The 24967-nt window shown below is 64.4% G+C and carries 21 protein-coding genes; 14 read left to right on the forward strand and 7 right to left on the reverse strand.

Annotated features, from left to right (window positions below; genetic code table 11):
• The first annotated feature begins 32 nt into the window (after positions 1-32).
• From folD to gcvPB, 5 genes are all read left to right on the forward strand, one after another.
• Positions 33-881: a bifunctional methylenetetrahydrofolate dehydrogenase/methenyltetrahydrofolate cyclohydrolase FolD gene (gene folD / locus HYR72_26260; protein MBI1818503.1), complete on the forward strand. Its 849-nt coding sequence runs from the start codon at positions 33-35 to the stop codon at positions 879-881.
• Between the two features lie 83 nt (positions 882-964).
• On the forward strand, positions 965-2044 hold the full coding sequence (gcvT, locus tag HYR72_26265) for a glycine cleavage system aminomethyltransferase GcvT (protein ID MBI1818504.1): 1080 nt from the start codon (positions 965-967) through the stop codon (positions 2042-2044).
• A gap of 10 nt (positions 2045-2054) precedes the next feature.
• Positions 2055-2444 (forward strand): glycine cleavage system protein GcvH, encoded by a 390-nt coding sequence (gene gcvH, locus HYR72_26270; GenBank protein MBI1818505.1) that lies wholly within the window; start codon positions 2055-2057, stop codon positions 2442-2444.
• A gap of 107 nt (positions 2445-2551) precedes the next feature.
• Positions 2552-3889 (forward strand): aminomethyl-transferring glycine dehydrogenase subunit GcvPA, encoded by a 1338-nt coding sequence (gene gcvPA / locus HYR72_26275; GenBank protein MBI1818506.1) that lies wholly within the window; start codon positions 2552-2554, stop codon positions 3887-3889.
• Positions 3886-5385, forward strand: a complete 1500-nt coding sequence (gene gcvPB, locus HYR72_26280; GenBank protein ID MBI1818507.1) for an aminomethyl-transferring glycine dehydrogenase subunit GcvPB — start codon at positions 3886-3888, stop codon at positions 5383-5385. The genes gcvPA and gcvPB overlap by 4 nt, the downstream gene beginning before the upstream one ends.
• Positions 5386-5391: 6 nt before the next feature.
• Here the strand turns inward: gcvPB and HYR72_26285 are convergent, their stop codons facing one another.
• The gene (locus HYR72_26285) at positions 5392-6480 is read right to left on the reverse strand and encodes a hypothetical protein (protein MBI1818508.1); all 1089 of its coding nucleotides are present in this window, start codon (positions 6478-6480) and stop codon (positions 5392-5394) included.
• A gap of 115 nt (positions 6481-6595) precedes the next feature.
• On the opposite strand from HYR72_26285, the gene tatA reads away from it, so the two are divergent.
• Positions 6596-6817 (forward strand): twin-arginine translocase TatA/TatE family subunit, encoded by a 222-nt coding sequence (gene tatA, locus HYR72_26290; protein MBI1818509.1) that lies wholly within the window; start codon positions 6596-6598, stop codon positions 6815-6817.
• Here the strand turns inward: tatA and HYR72_26295 are convergent.
• Positions 6808-7881: a zinc-ribbon domain-containing protein gene (locus HYR72_26295; protein MBI1818510.1), complete on the reverse strand. Its 1074-nt coding sequence runs from the start codon at positions 7879-7881 to the stop codon at positions 6808-6810. The two genes, tatA and HYR72_26295, sit on opposite strands and share 10 nt — an antisense overlap.
• Positions 7882-7950: 69 nt before the next feature.
• On the opposite strand from HYR72_26295, the gene HYR72_26300 reads away from it, so the two are divergent.
• The gene (locus tag HYR72_26300) at positions 7951-8664 is read left to right on the forward strand and encodes a glycosyltransferase family 2 protein (protein MBI1818511.1); all 714 of its coding nucleotides are present in this window, start codon (positions 7951-7953) and stop codon (positions 8662-8664) included.
• Between the two features lie 37 nt (positions 8665-8701).
• On the opposite strand, the gene HYR72_26305 is transcribed toward HYR72_26300, so the two are convergent.
• From HYR72_26305 to HYR72_26315, 3 genes are all read right to left on the reverse strand, one after another.
• Positions 8702-9118: a HEPN domain-containing protein gene (locus HYR72_26305; GenBank protein MBI1818512.1), complete on the reverse strand. Its 417-nt coding sequence runs from the start codon at positions 9116-9118 to the stop codon at positions 8702-8704.
• An 8-nt stretch (positions 9119-9126) separates the two neighbouring features.
• Positions 9127-9669 (reverse strand): nucleotidyltransferase domain-containing protein, encoded by a 543-nt coding sequence (locus tag HYR72_26310; protein MBI1818513.1) that lies wholly within the window; start codon positions 9667-9669, stop codon positions 9127-9129.
• Between the two features lie 146 nt (positions 9670-9815).
• Entirely contained in the window at positions 9816-12485 is a 2670-nt protein-coding gene (locus HYR72_26315) for a TIGR03663 family protein (protein MBI1818514.1), read from the reverse strand.
• A gap of 169 nt (positions 12486-12654) precedes the next feature.
• Between HYR72_26315 and HYR72_26320 the strand changes: the two genes are divergently transcribed.
• From HYR72_26320 to HYR72_26330, 3 genes are read left to right on the forward strand one after another with little or no spacing between them, the layout of a single operon-like run.
• Positions 12655-13416, forward strand: coding sequence for a glycosyltransferase family 2 protein (locus tag HYR72_26320; GenBank protein MBI1818515.1), 762 nt, complete (start codon positions 12655-12657; stop codon positions 13414-13416).
• A gap of 10 nt (positions 13417-13426) precedes the next feature.
• Positions 13427-16090, forward strand: a complete 2664-nt coding sequence (locus HYR72_26325; GenBank protein MBI1818516.1) for a glycosyltransferase family 39 protein — start codon at positions 13427-13429, stop codon at positions 16088-16090.
• On the forward strand, positions 16090-17025 hold the full coding sequence (locus tag HYR72_26330) for a glycosyltransferase family 2 protein (protein ID MBI1818517.1): 936 nt from the start codon (positions 16090-16092) through the stop codon (positions 17023-17025). The genes HYR72_26325 and HYR72_26330 overlap by 1 nt, the downstream gene beginning before the upstream one ends.
• A gap of 344 nt (positions 17026-17369) precedes the next feature.
• Here HYR72_26330 and HYR72_26335 read toward each other — a convergent pair whose 3' ends face one another.
• Positions 17370-19793 (reverse strand): glycosyltransferase family 39 protein, encoded by a 2424-nt coding sequence (locus HYR72_26335; protein MBI1818518.1) that lies wholly within the window; start codon positions 19791-19793, stop codon positions 17370-17372.
• A 185-nt stretch (positions 19794-19978) separates the two neighbouring features.
• Positions 19979-21685 carry a hypothetical protein gene (locus tag HYR72_26340; protein ID MBI1818519.1) on the reverse strand — a complete coding sequence of 569 codons (1707 nt, stop codon included), beginning with the start codon at positions 21683-21685 and terminating at the stop codon, positions 19979-19981.
• A 98-nt stretch (positions 21686-21783) separates the two neighbouring features.
• On the opposite strand from HYR72_26340, the gene HYR72_26345 reads away from it, so the two are divergent.
• Genes HYR72_26345 through HYR72_26360 form a run of 4 tightly spaced genes read left to right on the forward strand, consistent with a single transcriptional unit; the run spans position 21784 to position 24966 of the window.
• Positions 21784-22779 (forward strand): glycosyltransferase family 2 protein, encoded by a 996-nt coding sequence (locus tag HYR72_26345; GenBank protein MBI1818520.1) that lies wholly within the window; start codon positions 21784-21786, stop codon positions 22777-22779.
• Positions 22776-23549, forward strand: coding sequence for a glucose-1-phosphate cytidylyltransferase (gene rfbF / locus HYR72_26350; protein ID MBI1818521.1), 774 nt, complete (start codon positions 22776-22778; stop codon positions 23547-23549). The genes HYR72_26345 and rfbF overlap by 4 nt, the downstream gene beginning before the upstream one ends.
• Positions 23546-24523 (forward strand): GDP-mannose 4,6-dehydratase, encoded by a 978-nt coding sequence (locus HYR72_26355; protein ID MBI1818522.1) that lies wholly within the window; start codon positions 23546-23548, stop codon positions 24521-24523. Before rfbF ends, HYR72_26355 begins: the two co-directional genes overlap by 4 nt.
• Complete coding sequence (locus tag HYR72_26360; GenBank protein ID MBI1818523.1) at positions 24520-24966, forward strand: dTDP-4-dehydrorhamnose 3,5-epimerase family protein; 447 nt, start codon at positions 24520-24522, stop codon at positions 24964-24966. Before HYR72_26355 ends, HYR72_26360 begins: the two co-directional genes overlap by 4 nt.
• Position 24967 lies beyond the last annotated feature (1 nt).

Raw genomic sequence — 24967 nt, forward strand, 5'->3', positions numbered from 1 at the left:
CATCACGCTCCTCGCGTTGTAGCGGGACACGCATGGCGCAGGTTATTGACGGCAAGGTGGTGGCGGCGGCGGTGCGCGACGAAGTGCGTCAGGCCGTCGAACGGTTGCGCGAGCGCGGGATAGTTCCGGGTCTGGCCACGGTGCTGGTGGGCGATGATTCGGCATCGGCAACTTACGTGCGCAGCAAACGGAAGGCCTGCGCGGATACCGGCATCAACTCGATCGGTAACGAGCTGCCAGCGAGCACGTCGCAAGCGGAGTTACTGACGCTGGTCGGCGAACTCAATCGCCGCAACGACGTGCAGGGCATCCTCGTGCAACTGCCGCTGCCCGATCAGATCGACTCACACGCGATCCTCGACGCCATCGATCCGCGGAAGGACGTCGACGGGCTGCATCCGATCAGTCAGGGGCGCTTGCTAATGGGTTTGCCCGGACTGCGATCCTGCACGCCGCTGGGCATCATGCGGTTGCTCGATTCGACTGGGGTCGAGTTGAAGGGCAAGCGGGCGGTCGTCGTCGGCCGCAGCAATCTGGTTGGCAAGCCGATCGCCGTCATGCTGCTCGAACGCCACGCCACAGTGACGCTCTGCCACTCGCGGACGCGCGACCTCGCCGACGAAGTGGCGCGCGCCGAAGTACTGGTGGCGGCGATGGGCAAAACGGAGTTCATCCGCGGCGAGTGGATTCGCCCGGGCAGCATCGTCATCGACGTTGGCACTAATCGTAAGGCCGACGGTAAGCTGGTGGGTGACGTCGAGTTCGCTGTGGCGCGCGAGCGCGCCGCCTTCATCACGCCGGTACCGGGTGGCGTTGGCCCGATGACCATCGCGATGTTGCTGCGCAATACCGTCACCGCTGCTGAAGGCAGTAAGCAGTAGGCAGCGAGCAGTCGGCAGGGGGCAGTCGGCAGTGCCAAGAACCACAAACCACGAACCACGAACCACAAACTAGAGACCCGACAATGCCGCTTCGTACCCCTTTGCACGCCGCGCACGCGGCTCTCGGTGCGCGCTTCGTCGAGTTCGGTGGCTGGGAGATGCCGGTGCAGTACTCCGGCATCATCGACGAACACGTCGCCGTGCGCACGCGCGCGGGTCTGTTCGACGTCAGCCATATGGGCGAGGTCGAGGTGTCGGGCGCGGCGGCGTTCGAAACCTGCCAGCGCTTGACGGTGAACGATGTGGCGCGTCTCCGTGATGGGCAGTGCCAGTATTCGCTACTGTGCCTGCCGACCGGCGGCGTGGTCGACGACGTGATGGTGCACCGCTTGGCGGCGGATCGCTACCTGTTCTGCGTCAACGCCTCGAACACTGAGAAGGACTTCGCGTGGATGTACGAGCACCGCGGCAACGCGACGGTGATCGACCGCAGCGCCGAGTTCGCCCAGATTGCCGTGCAAGGGCCACGGGCGACGGCGATCCTGACGCGACTGACGGCGCTTCCGCTCGAGCAGATTCCACCTTTTGCCTTTGGCGAAGGGCCGGTTGCCGGACACGTCGCGTTGGTGGCACACACCGGCTACACCGGCGAAGACGGGTGGGAGATCTACTGCGGGCCGGCGGCCGCGCCCGCGATCTGGGCCGCGCTGCTCGACGCCGGCCAGCCCCACGGCCTGCTGCCGTGCGGGCTCGGTGCGCGCGACACGTTGCGCCTCGAACGCTGCCTACCGCTGTACGGACACGAGCTGACTTCCGAAACCACGCCACTCGAGGCGGGCCTCGCTTGGGTGGTGCGGTTGAACAAAGGCGAGTTCATCGGCGGCGATGCACTGCGCGAGCAGAAGCGCCGTGGGCTGACGCGCAAGTTGGTCGGCTTCGAGATGGTCATGCCGGGCATCGCGCGGCAAGGCTATGCGATTCTGCACGACGGTGCGGTGGTCGGCGCGGTGACAAGCGGAACGAAGTCGCCGACCCTTGGCAAAGCAATTGGACTAGGTTATGTGGCGGCTGCTTGCGCCGATACGGGTTCCAGACTAGCAATTGACATCCGCGGCAAAGCCGTCGCGGCCATCACGGTTACGCTCCCGTTTTATCGCCGCTAGGAGGGCGGGCATGGAGTTTCCGGAGGAACTAAAATACTCGAAAGAGCACGAATGGGTGTTGGTCGAAGGGACCGTCGCCACCATCGGCATCACCGACTATGCGCAGGAACAGCTCGGCGACATCGTCTTTGTCGAGTTGCCGGCGATCGGTGACAAGGTCACCAAGGACGATGCGTTCTGCGTGGTCGAATCGGTGAAGGCCGTCTCCGACGTGTACGCACCTGTGTCGGGTGTCGTGCTCGAAGTGAACGACGATCTGCCCGACAGCCCGGACATGCTCAACGAAGATGTCTATGGCGATGGCTGGATGGTCAAGATCGAGATGAGCGATACCACCGACCTCGACGATCTGATGACCGCTGCGGAGTACGAGGAGTTCGTCGCGCGGGAGAAGGAGTAACTCGCGCCGTCTGCCGGCGTGACGGATCGCGCCCGCCGGCCCCGTCCATTCCGGATCGTGGCCGGATTGGACCTGGATCGGGTGCTCGCTCACCACTGCGAAGTCGTATGCGTTTCATACCCCACACGCCTGAGGACGTGCGCGCGATGCTGGCCACGGTCGGCGTGGCCTCGGTGGCGGAACTATTCGCCGACGTTCCCGCCGCGCTGCGCGAGCGGGCGCGCCTCGATCTGCCGCCGGGCGCCTCCGAGTCTGCGGTGCGCGCGCGGTTGGAGTCGCTTGCCGCCCGCAATCCCGGCGCGGCGTGCCTCTCGTTCCTGGGCGCCGGCGCATATCCGCACTTCGTGCCGGCGGTGGTGGATCAGATTCTACAGCGCGCTGAATTCTACTCGGCGTACACTCCCTATCAACCCGAGGTTAGCCAAGGCACGCTGCAAGCGATCTTCGAGTTTCAGTCGCTGGTGGCGATGTTGTTCGATTGCGATGTCGCCAACGCCAGCATGTACGACGGCGCCTCGGCGACGGCCGAAGCAGTGTTGATGGCACTGCGCGTCCGTCCGAAGCGGCGCAAGGTGCTGGTGTCGCGCGCGTTGCATCCGCAGTATCGCCAAGTGATCACCACCTATCTCGAAGGTGCCGGCGATGTCGAAGTGATCGAGATCAATTTCGACGCCACCGGTGCCACCGATCAGGGCGCGCTGGCTGCCGCGCTCGATGACGGGACGGCGGCGGTCGTCGTCGGGTATCCGAATTTCTTTGGCGTGCTCGAACCGCTCGACGCCATCGTCACCGCCGCGCACGCGCGCGGTGCCGTGGTCGTCTCGGCGACGGCGGAGACGCTGGCTCTCGGAGCAGCGAAGGCGCCCGGCACCAGCGGAGTCGATATTGTTGTGGGCGAAGGACAGAGCCTCGGCGGCGCGCTCAACTACGGCGGGCCCGGAGTCGGCCTGTTCGCAACGCGCAGCGAGCACGTGCGTCTGATGCCGGGTCGGCTGGTTGGCGAAACGGTCGATGGCGACGGCCGCCGCGGCTACGTACTGACGCTCGCCACCCGCGAACAACACATCCGGCGCGAGAAGGCGACCTCGAACATCTGCACCAATCAAGGCCTCATGGCACTCGCGGTCACCGTGCATCTCTCGATGATCGGGCGCCAGGGGCTGCGCACACTAGCGCTCACGAACTTACAACGAGCACATGCAGCCGCTACGGCGTTGTGTGCGACCAACCGCTGGACGCGTCGCTTCTCCGGGGCTATCTTTAACGAGTTCGTCATCGCTGGAAGCGACGCGCGCGCCGCCGTCGACGCGGCGCGCGGCCGCGGCGTGCTCGCCGGAGTGCCGCTCGGCACGTGGTACCCAGAACTCGACGACAGCGTGTTGGTGTGCGCGACCGAGATACACGCCGAGTCCGACATCGCCATGCTCGCCGAGGTGCTGCGATGACTGAGCCCGTTCGCAAGCAAGCCGGGCTACTGCTCGAAGAGCCGCTCATCTTCGAACGCAGTCGCCCCGGTCGCGCGGCGTTTGCGCTCGAAGGCGAGGTGGAGTCGGCGGAGCAGTTGTTGCCGACGGAGTTGCGCCGTGCGTCGATCGACGGTTTCCCCGAAGTCAGCGAGCCCGAAGTGCTGCGGCACTTTCTACGCCTGTCGCAGTGGAATCTGGGGACCGCGACGACCTTCTATCCACTCGGCTCGTGTACGATGAAGTACAACCCGGTAGTGAACGAAGCGATCGCGCGGCTGCCGGGTTTTGCGCGGTTGCATCCGTTGACGCCGGACGAGTTGGCGCAAGGGCAGTTGGAGTTGATGTGGGAGTTGGAGCGCTGCCTCGCCGAAGTGTGCGGCATGGACGCGATCAGTTTGCAGCCCGCGGCTGGTGCGCAGGGTGAGTTAAGCGGCATGAAGATGGTGCGGGCGTATCATGTCGAGCGCGGGCGCGCGCGGAAGAAAGTGTTGATCCCTGCCAGCGCTCACGGCACCAACCCGGCAAGCGCGGCGCTAGCGGGTTACAGCGTAGTGCCGGTCGAAGGCAATCGCGTCGGCTTGCTGGAAACCGACGCCGTCCGGCGCGCGATGGACGACGACGTCGCCGCGTTGATGATCACCAACCCGAACACGCTCGGGCTGTTCGAACGCGAGATCGTCCAGATCGCCGAAGTGGTGCACGCAAAGGGTGGACTTGTCTACCTCGACGGCGCGAATCTCAACGCGCTGATGGGGATCGCGAAGCCCGGCCACATGGGCGCCGACGTGTTGCAGTTCAACTTGCACAAGACCTTCTCGACGCCACACGGCGGTGGTGGCCCCGGCGCCGGTCCGATCGGTGTGCGCGCATCACTCATGCCATATCTGCCGACGCCGCGGCTGGTGCGCGACGGCAACGGGATTCGCTGGAGCGAGGCGTTCCCACAATCGATCGGCCGCGTGCGGTCGTTTCACGGCAACGCCGGCATGCACGTGCGCGCGTACGCCTACATCCTCGCGCTCGGTGGCGATGGTCTCACGCTGGCGACACAAATGGCGGTGCTGGCGGCGAACTACATCCGCCGCTCGCTCGAATCGACGTACCACGTTGCGGTGCCGGCGGTCTGCATGCACGAGTGCGTGCTGAGTGACAAAGGGATGGAAGCGCACGGGGTGAAGACGCTGGACATCGCCAAGCGATTGCTTGATTTTGGTTTCTACGCGCCGACGATCTACTTCCCGCTCGTGGTCAGCGGCGCGCTGATGATCGAGCCGACTGAGACCGAGAGCAAGGAGACCCTCGACGAGTTCATCGCCGCGATGCAACAGATTGCGCGCGAGGCGCGCGAGTCACCCGACACGGTGCGCAATGCCCCGACGCGCACGCCGGTCACGCGGCTCGACGAAGCGCGCGCTGCGCGGCGGCCGGTGTTGCGGTGGAGGCGTGAGTCGGGAGTCGTGAGTCGGGAATCGTGAGTGGGATCAGTTCTTGCCCGGTTCGGTGTCGAGTCCAACGCCGGCCATGCCTTGATAGCCGAGGCTTGGGACGCCGGTGCGCTGGTCGACATAGGTTTGCACCATCAAGTCGATCACCAAGATGAAGTGAATGTTGCCGTCGCTGGCCTCCGCGCCTGGTGGTGGGTTGGAGTCAAAGAAGATGGTTGGTTCGGCGAGGCCGAGCAACTCGCGATAGGCCGCAAGTGAAGTGTTGCTCTCGCGTTCGAGCACGCGGGCGCTGACGAGCTGCCCCTTCTTGCTCATCACCGCTTCCACCGCCGCGTACTCGCGGCCCGAGCCCGACGCGCCGCTGCGCCGCGACTGCTTGAGGCGAATCTCGAGATTTTGGAAGACGCGCGCCGCCACCCGTCGCACAAACGGCGCGAAGCGCTCGGCCTTGGTATTGAGGAGCGTCAAATCGCCCTCGCGAATTGTCGGCAGGTAGTCGCTGATGCCCGGACGCGCTGAGAAGGCACCGCCTTGTCCAGCCGCCAGCAGATTGCGACTCGTCGGCGTCGGCTTTTCCTCGCTGCTTGACTGCACGCGGCCTTCGCGAATCAGATCGCCAGCGCGCGGCAGCAACTGATCGAGTTTGGGAAGCGAGGCGACTTGCTCGCGCGCCTTTGCGGCCGGCTTCGGCGGCGGTGGAGGCGCCGGCCGGTCTTGCGGCGGCGCCTCGTGTTGCGCAGCGGCTTCGCCGCTGCCCGGAGCGGCTTGGCCCCGTTTGAGCATTTCATCTTTCACCGTGTTGTCGCGGTCACTGAGGAGGCGGGTTTTGTCTGGCGGGCGTTCTTCGCCCGCATCAGGCGGTGAGACGATCTGTCGCTCCGGCAACAACACGGGTGGCGGTGGTGGGGCCGGCGCATCGGGCGCCGCGGGTGCTGGCTTGGCCTGACTGGCCGGAGCCTTGGCCGCGGGCGGGCGCGGCGCCAGCTGCGTGAGGTCGACGTCGATCGATGGTGGCGTGATGACCGGCAACTCCATCCGACGCAGCAGCGGCAGCAACGCCAGCAACATGAGGTGTACGAGCAGCGAGATGCCCAACGCCCACGAGAGCCGCGCCTGATCGCTCATCGCCGTCCACTAAAGCGCTTCCCGTTCAGTGGTGCAATAAGCGCTGCCGGCGAGCGACGATCGCCTTGCGCGCGGCCGGACGCTTCGCGTATAAGCCACGCGGAGACTGTGGCGCATGTTCGGACTTGGCATCGGAGAACTCCTCGTCATCCTCGTGATCGTCCTGATCATCTTTGGCGCCGGACGGCTGCCGGAGATCGGTGAAGGGTTGGGGCGCGGGATCAAAAACTTTCGCAAGGCGGTCAAGACACCCGACGAGATCGACGTGACGCCGCCGTCGGCGAGCGCGGCCAAGCCGGAACCACCCAAGCCCGAGAGCGGCGAGCCTCAGGCCTGACGCTGCGCGGCCACCACTTGGCTGCTGAACTCGGTGACACCGTTGGGCGGTTGCATGAAGACGATCACGAAGATCGATTCCTCTCCGGGCGCGATCCCAAACCGTTTCGGTGGTTTGAGATCTTCGAGAATCGAAACCTCGCGCTGGGTGAGTGACTTGAGGATCTTCATCGAGATCACGTTGCCGCAGAAAATGCTCTTCTCGTCAAGCTGCGCATCGTCGCGGCTGTAGAGGCGTCCCACGATTTGCACGTTGCGCACGGTGACGGTGGCGTTGTTGAGAGCGCGGCCGGTGATGACGAACACGGTCTGGCCGTCCTTGATCCGTTGGTAGCCGCCGGTGACGTCGCTGAGCACGAGCTTGCGATTGAGCAGCCGATCTTCCGTCAGCGAACTGATGAACGGGAGTTTGTGGAACAGCGAATCGGCCAAGACCACATTGGCCCGCAACGTCCACGCGATCACCGCGTATGCCGCCACCACCAAGCCCAGAAAGATGACGACCGGGCGCACCGAAATTCCCCGCGGCATGACGCGTTCCTCCTCGAACGGCTCGTCGAACTCGTCGGACACGTCCGCTGCCGCCTGCTCATCCTCTTCCAATTCTTCGCGCGCGATCCGTGTCGTTGGACGCTCGGGCTCGTTGAAATCGAGGTCGTCGTCGCGCGAAATGTCGAGCGACTCATTCGCGGAGCGCGTGACGGCCGGCGCCTCGTCTTCTTCCTCTTCGGCGAACGAATGGGAGGTAGGACTTGCGGTCTCACGGTGCCGCGTCGATGGTGCCGCGTCGGTCCCAAGCTCGAACTCCGGCTCGGGTTCGTCGATAGTCAGATCGCGAGCGGGAGCGCTTGGCTCTTTCGCCGGCTGCTCTGAGAAGGTAAACGAAAGATTCTCCGGTGTGTCCACTACTGATGGTTTGGGCGGCGGCTGGGGAGGGGTGGTACTGGTCGACGGGCCGGGAAAGATGTGGCGGCAGCGGGAGCACTTGAGCATCGGGTGCGCCGCGGTCAGTTTGGTATCGTCGAGCTGAAAACGCGTGGCACAATAGGGGCACTGGATAACCATGGGAGCACGTCCGATCAGGCGGGGGATTGTATGGGGAGTGAGAGCAAAAGCCAACCCAAGAACCAAGCAATGACGGGAGCCGTCACGGAACTTTCGGTCGTGCTGCCGGCCTACAACGAAGAGCTGAACGTCGACCGCGTCGTGCGCGAGGTCGCGGCGTATCTCGAATCGCTCGGCCTGGATTACGAGTTGCTGGTTGTCAACGACGGCAGCCGCGACCGCACCGGCGCGATCCTCGACGGTTTGGTGAAGGAGTTTCCGCGCCTGCGGCCGTTGCACCATCCGCAGAATCGCGGCTACGGCGCCGCGCTGCGCACCGGTTTTGATGCGGCGCAGAAGCGCTTCGTCTTCTACATGGACGGCGACGGGCAGTTCGACATCAAAGACCTCGCGGTGATTCTGCCGCTAGCGACCGACGACGACAACATCGTCACCGGCTACCGCATCGAACGGCGCGATCCATTGGTTCGACGGTTGAACGCCAAACTATTCGGCGGCTTTCTCGTCCGCATCATGCTCGGAGTGAAAGTGCGCGACCTCAACTGCGCCTTCAAGCTGATTCCGAAGAAAGTGTTCGAGCGGATCACGCTGGAGTCGACCAGCGCGCTGATCAACGCCGAGCTGTACGGCCGCGCGATCCGCAAGGGCTTCGGCATCAAAGAAGTCGGCGTGCATCACTACCCGCGCGAAGCCGGCGTGCAGACGGGAGCGCACCTGCGCGTGATCCTGCGCGCCTTCTACGACCTCGCGCGCCTACGCCAGAAGATCGTCGCCGACGGCTGACGCGACCGCGGGCCTTTCTCGCACTTGCTCTGCAAGCTCAAGCGCGTCGTCGAGTTAGCGTGCCGAGATCGTTGGCAGTCAACTTTTGCGGGCGCAGATAGCGGGGGATGCGGCCGAGGAACCTTCGCGCTCGACGGCACTCGGCATCGGCGTCGTCGGTCGAAAACGAACTCTCCACGTCGTAGTCGGCAGTCAGGCGATCATCCAGGCTTTCAACCAGAAGCGCGGCCCACTCGCGTTCGATCGCGCCCGGCCGGATCAGGTGCAGACCGAACAATCGTTTGATGGCGGCGTGGCTGTCGGCGCTTACGTCGTGGACGGCCAATGCCGCTTTGGCCGCGTGAAGGGCGGCATAGTACGCACGCGACACCGCGTCCGCTTCGAAGCCTTCTGCGGCCAACAGCTCAGAAGCGTGCAGCGATTCGACGGCGCGACGCCACTCCGCCAGCACCATCGCGCGGTTCATCGGATCGCAATCGCATCACGTTCCACCGCGCGCCGGAAGAACGAGCCGCTCTGCCTCCGGGCTTCCCACTCTTCTTCTGTGTACACCACGATCGACGGTAGGACATCCGAAGTTGAAGCCAGCTGGTAGCCGATGCGGCGGAGGTCACGTTTGCGCGCTTTCCAGCGGTTGTCCACGATGAGCACGACATCAAGATCGGAGTCGCGGGTCGCTTCACCGCGCGCCTTCGAGCCGTAGATGAGGAATTGCTTCACGGCGTCCGTGCATTGGGCAGCGAGCGCAACGCGATAAGCGTCGAGCCACGCTTGATCGGTCGACGTGAAGCGCGCGGTTCTGCAGTTCCGTTGCCGCAACAGACTCTTTGCGCGCCTTGGGGAGCCCGCCGCGGCAACACCCGCGACGCGCGTTGGCTGCTTGGGTGTCTGCGCACCGCGCAGGCCGTAGTCCTCGGGTACAAACTCGGGCTCAGCGACGATCGGTGGTTTCGATGCCGCCTCCTTGTAAGCTCCCGGCTGCTTGTCTTGCTTCCTGACGGTCAACCGATACGCTCCGTAAGTCTCGCAAACTCTCTCACGTCCAGAACCCCATCTCAACCGCGGGCCACAGCGCGCCGGCGGGCACCTTGTCGAGGAGGATGGGCTGGGGCGACGCGTGCGTTGCCTCTACACTCAAGCGGAGAACGCCGCTACTGCGGCTTCGCGAATTTCTGGATGCGGTGGTTCATCGTATCGGAGACGTAGACGTTGCCTTGGGTGTCGACGGCGATGCCGATGGGGCGGTTGAAGTCGCCGCTGCCGGAACCGCTCTTGCCCCACGCCCCGTTGAACTCGTGGCCGGCGTAGCGCGTGAAGCGCTGGTTGTTGGAGTCGGTGGCGTACAGGTCCGTGCCCATCACGGCGAGGTAGGGCTCGGTGTAGAATTCTTCCCAGCCGAAGACCGGGAACTCTTCTTTGAAGGCGCCGGCGGCATCGAAGATCTGCACGCGGTGGTTGCCGGTATCAGCGACGATCACGCGGCCCTCGGCGTCGACAGCGATACCGACCGGCTCGATCAACTCGCCCGGCTTCGATCCATCCTTGCCCCACACTGCCTTCTGCTTGCCGTCGGAGGTGTACGCTACCACGCGTTTGTTGCCGGTGTCGGTGACGTAGACGGTGCCGTCGGGTGCGACTGCCACACCGCGTGGCCCCCACAGGCTCGGATTCTCTTCGACCCATTGCAGCAGGAATTTTCCGTTGGCGTCGAATTTCTGCACGCGGTGGTTCCAGGTGTCGGCGACGTACACCGAACCGTCGGGGCCGATCGCCAGGCCGCACGCGTCTTTGAATTCGCCCGGCCCGTTGCCTTCGTGGCCCCACGCGGTGATCGCATGGCCGTCGGCACCGAGCTTCTGCACGCGGTTGTTTTTCGTGTCCATCACGAAGACGTTGCCGCCGGCGTCAACCGCGATGCCACGCGGTTCGTTGAACTCGCCCAGACTCGACCCCTGTTTGCCCCAGATGGCTTCCGCGGTGATCAACTTCGGCGATTGCGGATAACCTTTCGCTGCTGGCGGTGGATTCACCGCAATCGCCGCGAAGGTCATCCCCGGCTTCACGTCCTTGGCGATGTATGCGACCGCGTCGCTCGATCCGGTCCCGCTCCAGGCTTCGCGCGTGAAGATCCAGCGCATCAGCTTGGGCAGGTTCATCTGATTCCACGTCGGCTCCCACCAGCCGCGAATCTGGAACGGCACCTTGTCGTACTTGTCGCCGAGCGGTTGATCGAGGGCGTTGATCACGTCTTTGTTGACGATGAGGACGGGCGTATCGACGTTGCGCACGTCGGCCGCCCAGTTGACCGGATAGTGGCGGAGGTACCAGCTGAACGGCCAGGTCGCGTCACCCGAGACAGCGAGGCGCGTTTGAGTGCCGGTGCCGAGCGTCTTCGCGATGTCGTCGACGCGGCGCATGATCATGTTGATGTCGTAGGTCGATTGCACGTACGCGAGCATCTCGCCGTGGCGGTGCTCGGCGTTCTCGTCGGGGCGTGGCGCATCGTAAAAGTAATTCGACGCGATCAGAATCCACACGGTCAGCGCGCCCACCGCCGCCAATGGTAGCGCGGTTGCCGGCCGTTTGATCGCGCCGGTGTCGATCAGCTGTCCGAACCAGATGGCGGCAAGGATCGTCAACGGCATGACCTGCGGCACCAGGAGCCACGGCACTTTCTCTTGCGCCCAGCCGTAGAAGCAAAGGGTGCCGAGCGTCCACAGGATGACGAAGCGAGTGAAGCGGTCGGGCAGCCAGACGCGCGCCACGCCGATCTGCGCCATGCCGAGCGCGGCGATCAGCACAATCGGCGCCGCCGGTGAGCCCTGCACCAGCAGCACGACGAACGCGGCCATGGCGATGCCGGCGCCGATGCGCATGTAGCGCAAAGCCGGGTCCGGCTTCGCGGGATTGAAGAACGGTCCGAGCACCACGGCCGCGGCACCGAAGAATATCAGTGGATCATAGAACGTGAGCTGCGGGACGTAGTACCACCACGGGCCGCCGATGCGTTTGATCGAATGCTGCCCCCACCAGTACGACAGCGCCCGAGTGACGCCGTTCCAGTTTTTCGGATGGGTGAGGAACGACGTATACAGCACCAGCCAGATGGCGGCGAAGAGCACCGCCGTGGTGATCAACGGCAGCAGCGCGCGGCGCAACAACTCGGTGCTCTCGGACACGATCGCGCCGACCGTCTTCGAGCCGTGAACGACCTCCCACACCATCATCAGCACCAGCGCGAAGAGGAGGACGGGCGTCACCACGTACATGTCCTCTTTGGTGCAGAAGGCGAGCGCGAGACCGGCGCCACTGATGTAGAGATGCTTGGCCGAACGACTCTCGCCGTAACGGAAGGCGAAGAAGACGGCGATCAGGTTGCACAGCGCGAGATAGATGTCGTGCCGGATGAAGCGGGTGAAGTAGTTGAACGATGGCGAGAAGGTGGCCAGCACCAGGAACATCAGTGCGGCGTTGCGTCCCAAGTAGCGGCGCAACGGCCAGGCGAAGCCGAGTATGCCCATGCCGAAGAAGACGGCGCTCAGCCGCCCGGTGAAGTCGCTGTCGCCAAACAGCCAGAGTACCAGCGCCGTGGAGTAGTACAGCACCGGTCCGTGATAGACCGGGTCGTAGTTGTAGTCGCCGACGCCCTGGTCGGTGATCTTCCAGGAGAAGAAGGCGTGGATCGATTCGTCGTGGTGATACGGGCGCACGCCGAGGATGTAGAGGCGCAGGAAGGTGGCGATCAGCAGCACGCCAATATAGAGACATTGCTCGACGGTCAGCCGGCCGACAAATTTGCGATCGAGCACACTCTCTGTCATACAATGCGCAGTTTGCCGCGCCCGCGATGCGGCACGTACAAAGGCGATGGTGTCTATCTAGCGACCTACGGGTTGTCAACCAAGCCCGAGTTCTCCGCATATGACGACAGCGCCCAGCGCGCCCGAACTTGCTCAGGCTGAATCGCCGCTTCCTCGCGCCTCACATCTGATGCGAACCGTGGTCTTCCTTTTGCCGGTCTACAACGAGGCGGCCGGTCTCGACGCGCTGCTCGAACGCATTCGCGCGACCGCGGAACAGGAGTCATGGGCGTGCAAAGTAGTCGCCGTCAATGACGGCAGCAGCGACGATAGCAACGCGATCTTGATCCGCTGGCAAGCGCGCCTGCCGATCGAGATCGTCACCCACCGCTACAATCGCGGACTGGGTGAAACGTTGCGCGACGGCTTCGAGTGGGTCGGCGATCATTGCGCTGCCGACGATATCATCGTGACCATGGACGCCGACGACACTCACGACCCGAGTTACGTCAAGGCGATGTTGGAGAAGATCGATGCCGGCGCCGACGTGGTGATTGCCTCGCGTTTCGAGCCCGGCGCCGAGGTGCGCGGGGTGCCGCACTATCGCGAACTGTTCAGTACCGGCGCCTACATGGTGTTGCAGAGCGCGTTGCACATTCCCGGTGTGCGCGACTACGCCTGCGGCTACCGCGCCATGCGCGCGGCGATCATTCAAACGGCGCTGCGGCGCTTCGGCGGCCGGCTAATCGAGTTGCGCGAGTGGGGATTCATCTGTACGGCTGAGGTGCTGTGGAAGCTGAGCCGTTGCGGCGCGCGCTGCGCCGAGATCCCGTTCGTGTTGCGCTACGACCTCAAGGCCAGCCCGAGCAAGATGCGCGCGCTGCGCACGATCGCGGGTTATGGGCTGCTCGCGTGGAAGGGCGTTGGCGCGCGCCTGACGCGGCCGGCGTAGCGGTGCGCGCGTGACCAAGCGAACCCCCGTCCTCGCGCTGTTGGCGCTGCTCGTCATCCTGGCGTTCGCGGCGGTGCTGCGGATCTATAACCTGCGCGACACGCCGGCGGGCTTGTTCTGCGACGAGGCCGCGCTCGGCTACAACGCGTTCGCCATCGGCACCACCGGCTACGACGAGAACGGCGAGCACTTCCCGCTATTCATCTGGTCGTTCGGCGGCTACAAGAATCCCGTCTACATCTATTCGGCGATCTTGCCGATTCGCTTGTTCGGACTCGACGAGTTCAGTTTGCGCCTGACCTCGGCGTTGTTCGGACTCGGCACGATCATCGTCGTCTTCTTCCTCTGCCGCGAACTGTTCTCGACCGGCGTCGGGTTGCTCGCGGCGCTCGCGCTGGCGGTCTGTCCGTGGCACTTGCACTTCAGTCGCATCGCCTTCGAGCTGATTTCGCTTCCGTTCCTGTTCTCGCTCGGGTTGCTGTTTCTCGTGCGCTATACGAAAGGACGCCGAACCCTGGCGGTGGCGTTCTTCTTCTTTGGCGCCTGCCTGTACGCTTATGCGATCGCCAAACTGTTCGTGCCGGTGTTCCTGGTCGGGTTCGGGCTGCTCTACATCGATCAGTTGTTGAAGCGCTGGCGCGAGACCTTTCTCGCGGCGATCGTGCTCGCCGCCACGGTCGCCCCGGTGGTCCACTTCGATTTGACCCATCAGCAGGGCGACCAGTACTTCCGCACCACGTCGTTTCTGCGGCCCGGCATGCCGCTAGAAGAAATCGCGCGGCACTTTGCCCGCAACTATGCGCAGTTCTTCTCGCCGGTGTTTCTATTCCAGCACGGCGATGAAATCTCGCGCCACGCGGTGAAGGGTCACGGCGAACTCTACCCGGCGTTCCTCCCGGTTCTGTTGCTCGGTGGATTGGTGGCGCTGGTGCGGCGCGATCGGGCGTCGAAGCTGGTGCTGCTCTGGCTCGCACTCTATCCCGGCGGCGCGAGTCTGATGAACGAGATCCCGAGTGCGACCCGCGGCTTCATCGGCGTGGTGCCGCTCTGCATCTTGGCCGGACTCGGCGCCGGCAGCGTGCTGTGGGCGATCGCGTGGATCGGCCGCAAACGGCTCATCATCATCCCGTTGCAAGCCGCTGCGCTCGCCGCCGCCGGCTATGTGCTGGTGCCGCAGGTGTTGCACTACCTCGATCTCTACTTCAACGAGTACCCGAAGTACTCGGCGCCGACCTACGGCGGCTTTCAGTACGGCTATCGCGACCTCGTGAAGTACATGGAGCCGGAGCGCGGCAATTACCGGCAGCTCATGTGGACGGCGACCGAGGTCAATCAGCCTTACATCTTCGCGCTCTTCTATCGCCAGACCGATCCGCTCCAGTTCCGTCACGCGCAGGACCCCGGTTACCTCATCCTCGAGCCGATGGAGACGACGCGCTACGACCTCTCGACGCCGATCCTCTACGCGCTGCGCGAGTCGGAGCTGCGTTTCTTCAGCGACTACACGGTGAAGCAACGCATCGTCGCACCCGGCGGGCAGACCGAGTTCGTGATCGCCGAAGTGCGCGCGCGCCGTACCTATCTGACGCAGTGGCTCAGCCTCGGCTTGTTCGAGAATATGGAGGGCGCCGGGCTGCGCCGCGATGAGATCCAACCGTCCGACGTCCGCAAAGACCGCTTCACCGGCGTCTTCGGCGATATCTACTGGCGGCGCGTGCAACAGGCGTATCTGCGCATCGATCTCAATCAGTTCTATCAATCCGCCGACAAACGCCATCCCGGCAATCCCGAATACGTGTGCGCCTACAACTACACCTCGGTGCGATCGCCGAAGACGCAGTCGGTGTTCCTCGAATTGATTGGCTCGGACGATTACGCGCGCATCTGGCTCAACGGCACGCTGCTGACCCCGGCGCCGTTGATGCTCGGCGATAAGCCGAAACGGCGGCCGATCGATTTGGTCGAGGGCGACAACGCGCTGCTGCTCAAAAGTTGCGAGAGCGTCGGCGATTGGTACTTTGCCGCTCGCATCACCGACAATGAAGGCCGCGACATCCCCGGTATCGAAGGTCACGCCGACTTCCCGCCCGAGACGGCCGCACACAAGCGGCCGCACACTCCGCCACCGCCGGCCGCCGATGTGCAAGTGATCGAAGGCTTCGATGGCATCGAGCACTTTGGCCACACCCAGAATCCCTACATCGACTATCGCGGCGGCACTGAATCGTGGTGGTCGTACATGGGCGACGCCGACGCTCAGGTTGAATGGCGCACCGCGGTGGTGCCCGCAAAGAAGACGACGGTGGCCGTGTTCACCGCGTCGTTGGGTGAGGAGCAAGGCGCCGCCGACTTGTACGTCAATGGCGAGTTGGCGTTGAGCTTCGAAACCGACGATCAAACCGGCCTGCACCTCGCGGAGCGCAACGGCTACCGCTGGGTGTTCGTGCAGAAAGCCATGGCCGGCGGCAATTCGGGCGTCGTCTATCTCACCGTGCCGGCGTCGGCGGTGACGCCCGGCAAACCGTTGGACCTCAAGGTGGTGTTTTCGAGCGGACCGCCGCACGCGTGGTTCATGATCAAGGACTACCGTGACACGGCCGCGCACGAAGGTGTGACGCCGGCCGCCGCGGCCGCCGTCGGCCGCGAGGATTGGAAGGAAAACGAGGGGACCTGATGTACCAAGGGCGGCGCGTCGCGGCGGTCGTCCCGGCGTACAAAGAGGCGCGGCACATCGCGGAAGTCATCCGCCGCATGCCGCAGTGGATCGACGACATTGTCGTGGTCGACGATTGCAGCGACGACGACACCGCGCGCGTGGCCGTCGACGTTGGCGATGCGCGCGTGCAGGTGATCCGCAATCCGCAACGGCAAGGGGTCGGCGGCGCCACGGTGGCGGGCTGGCGTCAGGCGCTCGCCGTAAACGCCGACATCGCTGTGAAGGTCGATGGCGATGGGCAGATGGCGCCCGAGCGCATCGGGGAGTTGCTCGCGCCGCTGATCGAGCAGAACTACGACTACGCCAAGGGCAATCGCTTTCTCGACACGGTGGCGTTGCGCCAGATGCCGCCGGTGCGCTTGCTCGGCAACTTTCTCCTCACCTTCCTCACCAAGCTGGCGTCGGGTTACTGGAGCATCTTCGATCCCCAGAACGGCTTCGTCGCCATCACCGCCGACGCGCTACGCCGGCTCGACCTCGATCGGCTGACGCGCGACTTCTTCTTCGAGAACGACGTGCTCATTCATCTCAACGTCCATAGTTGTCGGGTGAAGGACGTGGCGATCCCGGCGCAGTACGGCAGCGAGGAATCGAAACTCCGCATCGAGCGCGTGCTGTTCACCTTCCCCTGGTCGTTGTTCAAAGGCTTCTGGTTCCGCGTCTACGAGAAGTATGTCGTGCGCGACTTCTCCGCCATCGGCGTGTTCTGGTGCGCTGGCGCGCCGCTGCTGACATGGGGCGTGGCCTTCGGCCTCTACACGTGGGCGAAATCGATCGCGACCGGTCACGTGTCGACCACCGGCACCGTGATGCTCAGTGTGCTGCCGTTCTTGGTGGGCTTTCAGTTAGTGCTGCAGGCGATCATTTTGGAAATTCGCGAAAGCCCGCGCTGACTGCGGCAACACGCGATCTTCTTTGAAGCGTAGGGGCGATGCATGCATCGCCCTCCGTCTTCTCCACACTGGACACGTCAATTCGCGGGCGACGCATGCGTCGCCCTACAGGAACCGGGACATCTGGTGGGAAGCAGCCTTCGTAGGGTCCGCTGCGCGGACCGTCCTCAGTCACAAACCTCCGACGCCCCTCGATGCGCACCGCCTCGGTACGATGCCTTCGGCATCTACTCGGTGCCGCTACTCGGGGAAACGGTTTCTTTCTTGCACCACTTCCGCGTTCGCCCGAGTGGATCGCGAGGCGATCGTATCGAGGGCTTCACTGTGCAAAGCCGGAGAGTCGCTCACCGCGGTTTGGTGACGCGATAGAACGGCAGCAGCTCCAAATGATTCGCGCCCGGCGCGCGCCAGCGCGCACGTAGGCCGGGGCTTTCATTGGTCTCCATGTGGGCGGTGATCGTGATCGTGTGCGCGCCGGGCGCGAGATGTAGCGCGTTGCCGGCCGCACGAACGCCATCGATGCTCAGCTCCGCGTGCGATTGGCGGAAGTCGAAACGGACGAATGTCTGCAGCTCCTGCTCGACGCCCCACATCGCCTCCCAGGTGACGCGGCAGGGCGCCGGGTCGTGACTCTCGGTGATGCGACAGGCGTCGGGCATCAGCGCGTAGTCGATCACCGGCTCGATACGATCAAGGAACGGCTCGGCCTCTTCGCCGTGATAGTAACGCGCGCGCACCCCGCCTTGACCGATCCATTGAATGTGGGGGTCGGAAGTTCGCGACTCGGCGAGCACGACGTGGCAGCCGATGAAGTGCACGCCCGCATGATCGGGCGCGTTGATTGCTTCGCACTCGGTGTTGGGAAACTGTTCGGTGAGGAACGCGGCGAGGTCGTTGGACGCGTACGGGTCTTCCATCAGGACGTACAAGTTGCGGCCGCGCCACGGCGCGGCTTGGTCGACGAGCAGCGGCTGCAGGTCGGTGGTCATCATGCCCGGGACGCGGCTACCGCGCAGCCATTCGTAGTCGCTGGGGAGAAAAAAGTTGTCGATGTCCGCTACCAACAACAGATACGCGTCGTTCGGCAGCGCGCGCAGGTATTCCAGAGCCACGGTGTACTGGTTGTGAAAACCCGCGCGCACTTCCGGCGCGTTGATCATCTTGCGGAAGTACACGTCGATGTTGCGCGCGTAGCCGACCACCAGTGTAATCCCGAGCAGTCCGAGGAAGACGCGTTGCCCACGCGCGTTGGTGCCGACGACCTCGCGTACGCGCTCGAGCAGGAGCGCGATTAACACGAAGATGATCGGAATCACTTGCTGCAGCCGGCGCACGTCGAGGTTGTGCACGAACACCGCGCCGCCCAACATCATCAGCAGGAACACGGCGGCGATGTAGCCCTGCTGCCGGCGCCGCGGGTAGCCGAGGCAGTAAAACAACGCGACCGTGAACAGCGCGCCGCTGGCCGGATCGAGCATCGGCGCGCGCGGCAGGTTCATCGTCACCCAATCTTCCCCGACGTGGTGAAAGATCATCGCGCTGTCGCGCAGCCGCACCAGGCGTTGCTTCATCACGTGCGCGAAGGATTGGCTGTAGTAGTCGGAGTCGGCGAGCGAGCGATTGGCGGCCTCGACATAGTAGGTCAGCCCGCCGGGCGAGCGGTTGACGACGTTGAGCAACGGAATCGCCGGCACCAGATACGCGAGCGCGACGATGCCGCTGGCTAAGACTTGACGCTGCAGCCACGTGCGCGTCCGCTGTCGTCGCGACGGCGTCAGGGCCGCACGGTACCGTCGCACATCGACGATCAGCGACCCCAGCAGGAAAATGCCGACCAGGACCGTCGTGCCGCGGTAACCGGCGTAAGCGAACAGCGTGGAGGCGGCAATGAATCCGATCCACGGGTAGAACGCTAGCCGGCTGTCGCGCCGCGCCCGCACCAGGAGGTAGAGCACGACCACGACCAGGAAGGTCGTGAAGTAAATGTTGTGGGCATAGCGTGCGTAGATCAGGTGCCAGTGGCAGACCACGAACAGCAACGCGACGGCGAGCGCGACCGTGCGCGAGACCAGGCAGCGCAATAGAAAATAGAGCGGCACAACTGTGAGCGCGCTGAAGATGGTGAACGGCACCCGCAACGCCGTGAGGTTGGCACCGCCAATGGCGAGCCCGGCCGCCGCCAGCCAGCGGTCGAACAGAAACTCCCACGGCCGCGCGCCGCGGAGAATGTCCCACGCGGCTTGGCCGGTCTGCGGCTCCTCGATCGCGCAGATGCCGCCGGGCGGCGGGAAGTAGCCGTAACGATAGAAGCGCAACGCGAAGGCGAGCACGACGACTGCGAGCAACGCCCAGCGTTCCCAGCCCGGCATCGCGTCGCGCCCGGTGGTGAACGGCCGCTCGCGCCAATCGGCGAGCGCGATGCCGATCGACCACAGCGCAATCCCCAACACTGCGAGCGGTGCCCACCGATCGAAGCTCGCTTCCCAGTGCTCGGCGAGCCGGTTGGTCGCGGCAGCGGCCACCACCATGCCAGCGAGCGCGACGGCAACCCCGGCGACCCGCCGCCATTGCGATCGAGCGTGCATGATCACGATATCGTCCGACTCCGCAGGCGGCGCACCGAGCCGTCGCGCCAGTGCGAGCGCGGCGATCACCAACACCGCACTGGCGAGCGGCCACTGACTGTGGGCGTGGATCGATGCTTCAGCCCACACCAAGGCGATCGCGCCCACGCTCAGCAACACCCGGTGTCGTGTCGTGTCGTGCATCAATCGGGGCACTCGAGCCTTCGATCTCGGGGGTGCGGGGCTTTTCGCAAGAATGGAGCGACCTCCCTACTCGTCATTCCGGCGAAATCCAAGACGACGCCCCATGCTCCGCCTGGATACCGGCTTTCGCCGGTATGACGGACCCACCTCTGCGGCTTGCTGGGCAAGGCCGGAGTACGGAGCTGCTACGCCGGATCACAGGTCACACACTCCAATTGCGCCGTGAGTTGTTCAACGGGTTTACCCGGACAGAGTTGGGCGAGAGCAGCCTGCACTTGCGCGCCCCACTCCAGACCATCCACGTGGCGCGAGTAGCAGACGACGCGTTCGAAGTCGCCGCGCTGCGCCGGGATCACGCTGGTGACGATCGTGCGGTCGCGTACGTGGTACAGCTCCTGGACCGGATCGCGATCAGGCCGCGATGGGCCGAAGTCGTTGTGGAGATCCGGATGCTGCGAAACCAGCAGCAACTGCCCGGGGAGTGTTTGCACGGCGCGGATCATCCCGTCCGGAACGTTGTAGCCGGACTCCAACGTCCACAGTGTCGTCAGATTGAGGTACGCGAACGGCAGCAACGCCGCGAGCGTGAGCGCGCCGGTGACCCACGTGCGGCCGATCCGCTCTGCAACCCAGGCCAACGGCAGGATCATCAGGAACGTCATATTGGGCAGCATGACGATCGCGCGCTTGACCGAGACCACCGGATAGCCGCTGTTGGCGGCCGACAAACCCGCCACGTCGCTGGCGAGTAGCACGAGCCAGATCCAGGCGTGACGGAGCACGCGGCCACGCGGCCGCCGCAGCAGTGCGAGCACACCACTGATCGCGGCCAGCCCGACGCCGGCCGACCACAGATAGCCGAACGGCGGCCGCAGCCACGGCCCGCTCGCGCCGTAGCCGCCGAGCGTGGAGGTGAACGGCAGCAGGGCAGCCTGCTGCGCGATGGCCAGGATGTAACTCACGCTGAGACCCGATCCGGGTTGAAACCAGAACAGGACGTGAAGAAAGGTCGAGAACTGCAGCGCGGCGGGAATCAGCGCGATGGCGACACCGCCGGCCCAGATGAGGAAGACCGATGGTGTGCGCCAGTAGAGCGCGGACAGCACGGTCGCAGCGCTGACAGCCGCGACCGCGGCGAACCACAGCGGCAGAAAGTAGCCCGCCAGTCCGCACACGAGACCGAGAGCCGCCCACAGGAAGCCGCTTTCCCACACGGTCCACGCCGCGCCGAACAGCGCATAGGCAGCGAAGTAGGGCAGCAGCCCCGACAGGTTTGGGTAGCTGATGAGGGTGAAGTAGTCGAAGACGCTATGCAGCGGCAGAAACAGTGCGAGGAGTAGCGCGGCGGTTGCGCCGCTGGTTTCGGCGGCGAACGCCGCGGCGGCGAACACGATCAGCGCCGACGTGAGCACGTTGCCGAGCCGGTGCGCGAACAGCGACTCGGAGAGGTGCATGAACACGCTCTGCAGCGTTGCCTGCACGACAGTGCACTGCTCGAAGACCCCGCGCACGCTGAGCCAATTGACAGCAGGGTTGCCGCGCGCGAGGTCTTGGCCGATGACGAAGAAATTCAGCGAGTCGCCAGTGACCGCCCAGCGCCAGTTGTCGTACACGCGACAGAAGGTGAACAGCACCAGTCCGACGTAGACCACCAGTGCGCCGATCAGCGCGGGTGGGGGTCGCCAGCGCACCCAGCCGCGCGGCACCGGCCACTGCATGAGATACAGTCCCATCGCCGCGAGCCAACTGAAATACAGCCCGACCTGCCGTTGCTGAGGGTCGAGCCACGCCAGCGGAACGAGCGCCGCGATGCAGCCCGCGCCACACGCGATCCGCAGCGCGCGTGGCCGCTGGCGAGTTGGGGTCATCGCGCCGGCTTCGGTCGACTGCATGGCGCCCCTCTCTAGCATCGCCGCGCGCGTCGCGGAACGGCCGCGATTGCAACGCGACGATCAACTCACTATGGGGGCACGGTCGGTTAGTGGTGAACGTGAGTTCCGCGCAAGCGCCTCTGGTTACGATTTGCATCCCAACCTACAACCGAGCCGACCTGCTTGGTTCGGCGATCCGATCCGCGTTGGCGCAGACGTATCAGAACCTGCGCGTCGTCGTCGTCGACAACTGCAGCACTGACGCAACCGTCGCGCTGCTGGAAGAGTTTCAGCGCGAGGCGCCCGAGCGATTCCGCTTCGTGGTGAACGACTCGAATGTGGGGATGCAGGGTAACTTCGAACGCTGTGGCGAACTAGCTGAGGGCAAATATTTCAAGATCGTCTGCTCGGACGACTACGCTTATCCGACGCTGGTGGCGAAGCAGGTTGCCGCGTTGGAGGCCCACCCGCGCGTGGCGGTGGCCACCGCGCGGCGGCGCCGGCTGAGCGACAGCGCGCTGTTTCGTTTGTACGATCCGTTGCTCAAAATGCGTGGCGGGCTGTGTCCCGGCGCCGCCGCCGTGCGGTTCGTTTTCCGTCGATCCAATATGATCGGCGGCAGCGCACAGTTACTGATGCGACTCGAAGCCTATCGTACGGTGGGCAGAATTCGCAACGATCCGGTGGTGGGCAGCATGTTCGACATCGAACCGATGCTGCGCCTGCTGGCGAGTGGCTGGGACCTTTTCGTGGTGGACGAAGTCTTGTGCGACTACAACTCTCACTCCTCATCATACACGCGAGCGACGCTCTCTGATCCGCAGGTGCAAGACTTCTTCTTCGCCTTTCGCGAGGAACAAGCGCGTGACCCGCTGTACGCGCGCTGTCTGCGTCTGCCCGACGACCTCGTTGCTTCGCGCCGCAATGCCGCCTTGCTGCTCATGATCGCCGGCTTCGCCGCCACCTTTCCCGGGCGTGACCGGCAGTTGGCAACGCGGCTGTTCGACTACCTGCAGGAAAAATGCAACATCGGAGTGGTGCGGGCGCTGCGTACAGTGCTGGATCTCGGGCTCCGCTTGCCGGGTGGACGGGCAAGGGACGCGGAGGCGTCATGAAGGTTGTGATTCTCGCGGGTGGGTTGGGCACGCGTCTGGCCGAGGAGACCGAGGTGCGCCCGAAACCGATGGTGGAGATCGGTCACCGGCCGATCCTCTGGCACATCATGAAGCACTACGCGCGCTACGGTTTCAAGGAGTTCTACCTGGCGCTCGGCTACAAGGGCGAGCAGATCAAGCGATTCTTCCTCGACTATCGTTCGCTGAGCACGAATATGACGGTGTCGCTGAAAGACGGCACGCTCAGCCTTCACGACGGGAGCCAAATCGACGACTGGGTCGTTCATCTCATCGACACCGGCGTCGATACCAACACCGGCGGGCGCGTGAAGCAGTTGGCGCCGCTGCTCGCCAATGAAACCTTCATGATGACGTACGGTGACGGCGTGGCGGACGTTGATCTCACCAAGCTGGTAGCGTTCCATCGCAGTCAAGGACGGCTGGCGACACTGACCGCCGTACGCCCGGCGGCGCGCTTCGGCGCCCTCACGTTTGACGGCCCGATGGTCACTGAGTTTCGCGAGAAGCCGCAGATGGGTGAGGGGTGGATCAACGGCGGCTTCATGGTGCTCGAACCCGGCGTGATGAAGTACATCGAGGGCGACGCGTCGAACTTCGAGTACGAAGCGCTCGAACGGCTCGCGGCGGAGCGCCAGCTCGTCGCCTACAAGCACGAGCGCTTCTGGCAGTGCATGGACACGATGCGCGATCTGAAATTGCTCCGGCGCCTGTGGGACGAACAAGCAGCGCCATGGAAGACGTGGACATGAGTGCCGCCGACTTCTGGCGCGATCGGCCGACCTTCGTCACCGGCGGCACTGGCCTGGTGGGCTCCTGGCTCGTCCGCCGCTTGACCGAGGCCGGCGCGGACGTCGTGTGCTTGGTGCGCGACCGGGTGCCGCAAAGCGAGCTGTGGCGCAGCGGGCTGATCGATCGGGTCAAGATCGTTCACGGCGACGTCACCGATCAGTTGACGCTCGAACGCGCGCTCGGCGAGTACGAGATCGACACGATCTTTCACTTGGCGGCGCAGACCATCGTTGGCGTCGCCAATCGCAATCCGATCTCGACGTTCGAGTCGAACATCGCCGGGACGTGGCGATTGCTCGAAGCGTGTCGCCACAGTCCCCTGGCGCGCCAGATCGTCATCGCCTCGTCGGACAAGGCGTACGGCGAAGCGGAGACACTCCCGTACGATGAGACCACACCGCTGCGCGGACGGCATCCCTACGACGTCAGCAAGTCGTGCGCGGATCTGATCGCGTTGACCTACGCGACCACCTGGCAGTTGCCGGTCGCGATCACCCGCTGCGGCAACTTTTACGGCGGCGGCGATCTGAACTGGAACCGCATCGTTCCGGGCACGATCCGCTCGATCGTGCGCAACCAGCGTCCGATCATTCGATCCGATGGGCAGTTCGTGCGCGATTACTTTTTCGTTGAAGACGGCGCTGCGGCGTACATGCTGCTCGCCGAGCGACTGGCCGCCGATCCGAGCGTGCGCGGTCAGGCGTGGAACTTTTCGTACGAGCAGCCGCTGACGGTGATCGAGTTGGTGAACAAAATCCTCGCGGCGATGAACGTGCAGGTCGAGCCCGACATCCGCAACGAAGCGGTCAACGAGATCCGCAATCAATATCTCAGCTCGGCGCGGGCGCGCACGGAGTTGGGTTGGCGGCCGCGCTTCAGCCTCGAAGATGGGCTGACGCGGACCATCGAGTGGTACCGCGAGTTCCTGCGATGATCGATGGCGTTGCGATCCATCCGCTCAAGCGCATCCCCGACGAGCGCGGAACGATCTTCCACATGCTCAAGCGCACCGATGCGCACTTCCGCGAGTTCGGCGAGATCTACTTCTCCAGCGTCTACCAAGGCGTGATCAAGGGCTGGCACCTGCACCACCAGATGACGCTCAACTACGCGTGCATCGTCGGGCGGATCAAACTTGTGCTCTACGACGATCGTGCGCAATCGCCGTCGCGCGGAAAGGTGCAAGAGATCTTCCTCGGCCGCGACAACTACGTGCTGGTGGTCGTGCCGCCGGAGGTGTGGAACGGGTTCAAGGGATTGGCGCCGGAGTCGATCGTCGCGAACTGCGCAACGTTGCCGCACGATCCGAATGAGATCGTCCGCCTGGATCCCTTCAGCCCGCAGATTCCGTACGACTGGTCGCTGCGTCAGGGGTGAG

Source organism: Deltaproteobacteria bacterium, assembly GCA_016178705.1.
Classification (GTDB): Bacteria; Desulfobacterota; Binatia; order HRBIN30; family JACQVA1; genus JACOST01.